Annotated in this window: 4 protein-coding genes and 1 pseudogene; 2 read left to right on the plus strand and 3 right to left on the minus strand. The window is 36.8% G+C overall.

Translation table 11 applies throughout. From position 1 onward, the window contains the following. Positions 1-8: 8 nt before the first annotated feature. The 3 genes from A9Y75_RS09505 to A9Y75_RS09515 form a co-directional block, all read right to left on the minus strand. Positions 9-2993 (minus strand): response regulator, encoded by a 2985-nt coding sequence (locus tag A9Y75_RS09505; RefSeq protein WP_071189306.1) that lies wholly within the window; start codon positions 2991-2993, stop codon positions 9-11. A gap of 167 nt (positions 2994-3160) precedes the next feature. Next, positions 3161-4210, minus strand: a complete 1050-nt coding sequence (locus A9Y75_RS09510; protein ID WP_071189307.1) for a glycerate kinase — start codon at positions 4208-4210, stop codon at positions 3161-3163. A gap of 22 nt (positions 4211-4232) precedes the next feature. Continuing rightward, positions 4233-4565: a DUF565 domain-containing protein gene (locus A9Y75_RS09515; protein WP_071189308.1), complete on the minus strand. Its 333-nt coding sequence runs from the start codon at positions 4563-4565 to the stop codon at positions 4233-4235. A gap of 475 nt (positions 4566-5040) precedes the next feature. Between A9Y75_RS09515 and A9Y75_RS09520 the strand changes: the two genes are divergently transcribed. Beyond that, positions 5041-5649 (plus strand): hypothetical protein, encoded by a 609-nt coding sequence (locus A9Y75_RS09520; RefSeq protein ID WP_071189309.1) that lies wholly within the window; start codon positions 5041-5043, stop codon positions 5647-5649. A gap of 126 nt (positions 5650-5775) precedes the next feature. Continuing rightward, positions 5776-5886, plus strand: a pseudogene (locus A9Y75_RS29050) (AAA family ATPase); the annotation flags it as partial. Between the last annotated feature and the right edge of the window lie 241 nt (positions 5887-6127).

The following is a 6127-nucleotide window of genomic DNA, read 5'->3' on the forward strand; positions in this document are numbered from 1 at the left end:
AGTTTATTTTATTTTTCAGAAGTAAGATTAATAATTGTCTCGATATGAAAGTTATCAACTAAATTTTTCAATGTATCAGCAATTTGTTGGTGTTCTGGGAGGATTAGTTGAAAAAGTTCGTGTAGTTTACCATCATCAAGAACTAATGCTGCTTCATGAACTTGAGCAATCCAGTTAGGAGGCATAACCTGTAAATCCAATCTAGTTAATAATATTAATTTATTATTATCTTGTTTAGGCAGCTTTTGGCGATAATTTTTCTGTGAATAGACATAGCGTAAGTTTAGATAATGTGCCATTTTTTCAAAGAGAATACTTTCTTCAAAAGGCTTGGCAACAATATCATCACAACCAACGTCTAAAATGGCTTGTTTATCTTCTTCAAAAGCACTGGCAGTGATAGCAATTATCGTCAATTTTTTGCCTTGACTCATAGCTCGAATTTGCTTAGTTGCTTCATATCCATTCATCACAGGCATTTGTATATCCATCCAAATTAAATCAGGTTTCCATTCTTTGTAAATTTCAATTGCTTCTACACCATTTTCGACGGCACATACATCAAAACCAACATATTTCAGCAGTTTGACAAGTAGCTGCCGATTTTCTAAAATATCCTCAACAATCAAGATGCGATATCTAGGCTGTCCCGGTTCTATTCCAACTACGCGTTTGATATTTTGAATGGGAGAAATCACATCGACGTTATTAGCTAAGGCAAGTTGAAGGCAACAAATAAAAGTTGTTCCTTCACCTAAAATACTGCTCATTGTCACATCACCTCCCATGAGTCTGGCAAATTGGCGACTAATAGCTAGTCCCAGTCCAGTACCCTGCATAAACTGTCGTCCACCTTTAGCTTGTAGGAAAGCTTCAAAAATTAATTCTTGGTCTTCATGAGCAATGCCTGTCCCTGTATCTTCAACTTCAAATTGAACAATTATCTTGTCTGTTTCTAATTCTAAATATTTAGAATCTCTGGGATAAGAAACCCTAATACAAACATGACCAACAACGGTAAATTTGATAGCATTACCTATGAGATTAATTAGTATTTGTCTGAGCTTACCTTCATCTCCATAAACATATTGAGTCACCTCCGCACTAAATTCAGTGATTAAATTTATGCCCTTGTCTGCGGCTTTGAGGGCAAACATTTCTTGAATTGAGTAAATGAGACGATGTAAATCGAAATAGATTTCATTTAAAGTGAGTTGACCTGCTTCAATTTTAGACATTTCTAAAACATCATTAATTAAAGCTAGTAAATGCTCACCACTACGACTAATGATGTCTAAATTTTCTTTATCTTCTTCAGATAAGGAGCTATTGCGGGTTAATATTTGCGTGAAACCTAAGATAGCATTGAGTGGAGTTCGTAATTCATGACTCATCTTGGCCAGGAATTGACTTTTAGCTTGATTGGCAATTTCTGCCTGTTCAGCTGCTTGCTGTAGTGCTAGTTGAGAAAACTCTAATGCGACCAGCATAAGGCTATTTCTCATTTCTTGTGCTACTTCAATTTCAAATACTTGCCAAGGGAGTGATTTGTCTTTAACTGTTTGTTTCCATAGTTCAAAAGACTTGCGTGGTGTGAGGTACTGGTTATCGTCTGAGTTAATAGATACAGCTTTGTGAGGATTACCTGCCCAATTCACAGTTTGAATTTGCTCTGGTCTAAACCAAATGATATGATAAGACCTGTGATGGAGAACAATAGAAATTGCTAAAATACCGCTGGCAATATCTTTAAAATTAGCTGCATTTGGATATACTTGTGAGAGTGAATCTGTGTAAAAAATCTCTTGTTGATTTTGATTCAATGTCCATTCTACTAGCTCTCTTGTATCTTGTTCTGAAGGCGTATGACCAATTAAGATTAATTGTCCTTGTAATAAGATAGCAGCACCAGTAGCTCTCAGTAAATTCAATAAACTTGTTTCATTTCTCTTGAATACATTACCGATGTAATCTAATTCATTAGTTAAATTTTGATTTAGCTGCTGCTGAATTAATTTTACTTGTTGACGGTAGAAACTTAATGCCCGTTCCTGATGATTAATTAATTCAATTGAGGCAAATTGACCAATGACTTTGCAAATTTTGCGAATTTCATAATCAACATATTGGATTGAATAATGGTGACAAGCAATCAAACCCCAAAGCTTATTTTCATGAATGAGAGAAATGGACATTGAACAAGCAACACCCATATTCTGTAAATATTCTATATGACATGATGAGATACTTCTCAATATCGAACCACTTAAGTCAAGGGGTTGATTTGTGAGAGGATTATTGGTAGGAATAATTTTGACGGGTTGATAATTAACATCTGGGATAACTCGCAGCCGATTTTGGTAGTAAAGTTGTCTGGCTTGATTGGGAATGTCAAAAGCTGGATAATGTAGTCCTAAATAACTGTCTAGATGACTTTGTTTATCTTCAGCAATCACAACTCCGCTATAGTCTGATTCAAATCTGTAGATCATTACTCTGTCAAATGCAGTTATTTTTCTAATTTCTTGGGCAATAATCTGAGAGATATCGGATAAATGAGATGCATGAGCGATCTTAAAAATTGCTTTTTCTAAAAAATGGGCATATGCTATTTTTGGTGTTTTTTTAGTAGATGAATGAGGTTCCAGTTCCAGAATCAAAACTCCATGAAAACGATGAAGCATTCCCAGGAAGACTGAAGATCTAATTTCTAAAAAATTGATGAATCCACATTTGTCTTCTTGCAAAGAATTGGTAATTAATTCTACTTTTTCTGGAGATAATAAACAGTTTAAGTTTTCTCCAAGTAAAGACTCTGCGGGAATACCAAAAAATTGATTTGTATTTTCACTAACTTGTAAGATTTTTAAATTTGGTTCTTGTAAAGCGAAGATTACACCATGAGGTTGGATATGACCGGGAATATGAATTGGCTGTTGTTCGTAATTACTAAAATCGAGTCCTTCTGGTATATCAAAATATTTATTATTCATGTATAATTGGTTTGGTTTAAAAATCTGGGTTGAAATTTCTTTTTTTTGATGGAAATATCTTTTAAAAAAGTAAGTTAAAAAGTAAATATTAGTTTTTGCCTAAATAAGCAAATTATTAACCTTGCTCCTACCCTTGCCTAGTTTAAAATATTATACATGGGTATTTATCAGGCGCTGTAATTATACACTTCCCCAAAAGAGTGATCAGTATTAACTTCTACAACAAAATCAACAGTGGAAGATGTAATCAACGACTTGATGAATAATTCTGGGTGCAAGGCTCGCCAAAAATACTTGACAAATTTTTCTATCTCTGCATCACTCATGCCTGGCTTCCCAGTAGCAATCATTTGCTTTTCTGCTTGTTTACGCCACTCTAAAGAACAGCGATAATCGGTGGGATACAGGACAATTAAACTATCCAAACGCTGCCAAAGTGGGAGATAGTTTTTGAGTTGATCATTCATGTCACGAGCAAAAACTCGGTCTTCGTCTGTGATAATTGGCGCGGGTGCGGTAGTAAAAGATTCTGGGTCAATTGGTTGCACACCGATAAACCAGCCTTCAAATAGCACAATATCTACTTCATCTGCGATAATTTCTGGGGTAGTGCGATCGCCTGCACCTGAGTGAGCCGATTTATCAAAGCGGGGAATGCTCACAGGACTGTTGCCTTGGCGAAGCTGATCAAGTAAACTTAAACCTAAGTCGATATCGTGGGTTCCTGGTGGGCCTCGCCAAATCAAACGGGGATCTTGCTGCATTAAAGCCAAGCGATCGCTATAAGTTTTGTACAAGTCATCCAAAGATAAACTCAAAGTCCGGTATCCCAACTGCTGGAGAATCAAACAGAGAATCCGCGACATTGTAGTTTTACCAGTACCTTGTCCACCCAAAATCCCCTGAATTACAGGTCTACCCAAATCTTTGCGACTTGATGCGATTTTGATTCCCAAAGGTAGCCATAAATCCCACAACACCTGTAACATTTTCTGAGGCGGAATTTTCAGGTGAGTTTGGCAAAATTGACTAAAAGTGGGTAAAAATAGACCGAGGAGGTGCGATCGCTCTTGAATGACTTGGGATACATTGTCCGGGGTAATATTAAAAACTTTTGCCCTCATAGAATCTACTAGTGCTGATTCTTGTGCCAAATCTTGCCAAGATCGGTCAATTGCACCAGTGAGCAAAATTTTATTTAACCAATCACTAGTCATAATCAGCACCCCAACTAAAAAATCACGAACCCAGCTTAAATGCTTCTAAAAATAGACTATAGATAAAACCAACCTTGAGTAAATTGAGTGATTCTACCCAAAGAGCTTGTCTTGCAAAAAAGCTGCGACTATAAAATATTCTGCTGGTAATCTCCGTCAGCAAGACTAAAAAAGCAGCAATCACAATATCCAATTCTGCCTTTTGTCCAGCGGTAGTAGATACCGCAGAACCTAGAAAAAAACCAAACAACCAACTAATTAACAATAGTGATAATCGCCGCCAAGGATTGATAAACCATTGCCCCAAGCTCGTAGCAATGGTATCTAATAAATTGTTAAGACGAGTATTTTGCATTAAAGAGACTGCGGGGTAAAATTAAATGAGTTATCAGTTTTTCCTGTCACCTGTTTATTGAGGGCATAGGATTTTAGTCTCAGCTTATTTAATGTTGTTATAAATAGCTCTGTGGTTTTCAGTGTACATCAAAAATTATACAAACTATTATCTTGAGTCATACATATTTCCAAAATATTACTGCTCCAAAGGGTGGTATCTCCCAGCCTTCCAAGGTTATCTTAAATATAAAGCGTGAATTATCCAAGATGAAATTTACCTTCTAACTCAGGAGGTTACTAAAAATAGACTTTGTTAGCAGTAATATCTGACTGGCAAAAATTATGTTTTTTAACCTTCATAATGGATTTATTAACATATATGCTCTTAATTATCACCATGTCTAATACGGTTAAGACTCTTTAATTCCCATGTGGAATTATCGGCTACCCTGCGATTAAGGCTAATCAAAATCTTATCTCTAAACACTATCATTATGAAATCTGCCATGTATCGTAACTTCGCTATTGTCGGCTGTGCATTGGGGCTATTAGGACTAATGATGGGATGCCTAGAAATGACTGTATCATTTGATTCTAATAAGCCAAAAACCTCCACATTAGAGCAGAGGAAATCCGCACCTGTTGCTTCCGAAGTGATATCTGCTCATGCAGCTAATGGCACAACTAGCCCAAGCAAGCAATTAGAAAAACCGAGTCCAGAAAATTCACCTCATGTCTTGTCATCTCAGCTTGAATCCGCTAATAAAAGCAAAAGCTTAGGCAGTTTGCGAATGAGCAATCAAACAAATCAGCCTGTACGTCTAGCTCTATTAGCGCGACAGTCAGCAGTTAAAAACTCCTCCCAGAGCAAAACTAAATATAATATTCCGGCTCATTGGGATTTTGCTCCCCAAGAAGGTAGTCAGAAGGGTTTAATTTTATCCCTGCCACAGGGTAATCTAAAACTAGAACAGGGAGATATTTTAGTGGCTTTTGCCCAAGATGGTTCTCGACGCTATTGGGGACCTTATGTTATTGGGGAAACTTCCTCACCTAAATGGAATTCCCAAACCAAAGAATGGCAATTGCTACTAACTCCATAATTGGTATTAGTAAGTTGGCAAAAATGTCTAATGCAAACCCAGAGAATAATAGTTTGTCCGGTCGATAAATTTATCAAAAAATATGTAACAACATTCAAAAAGTGATGAAAGGGCAATCAGCAGCAATTAGAAGCAATGGCAGAATTTCAAGTTACTGTTGATGGGAATTTGCGAAAACTAAAAGATCCATTTTTTGTCATTGCAACTCAAAACCCTGTTGAATCTCGTGGTACTTATTAAAAAACCCGAAAGAGCAGGATTAAAATCTGCTGTGCAATTATGGTTAGATAAATATGGCAATCCTCAGAGTGGATTGATGTAGAGACAGAAAATTTTCCGTCTCTGCCGATATGCCTTACAGTGAAGTTTGTAGTTTACAGCGATTTGCGGGTAAATGAACCACATCTTACAGCGGTTTCCGCTCTTATGAAGTACATCTTAGCCCCCTCATCGCTTGCGGGGAGGGGGTTGGGGGTGG

Origin of the sequence: Trichormus sp. NMC-1 (assembly GCF_001858025.1) — a bacterium.
Lineage (GTDB): Bacteria > Cyanobacteriota > Cyanobacteriia > Cyanobacteriales > Nostocaceae > Anabaena.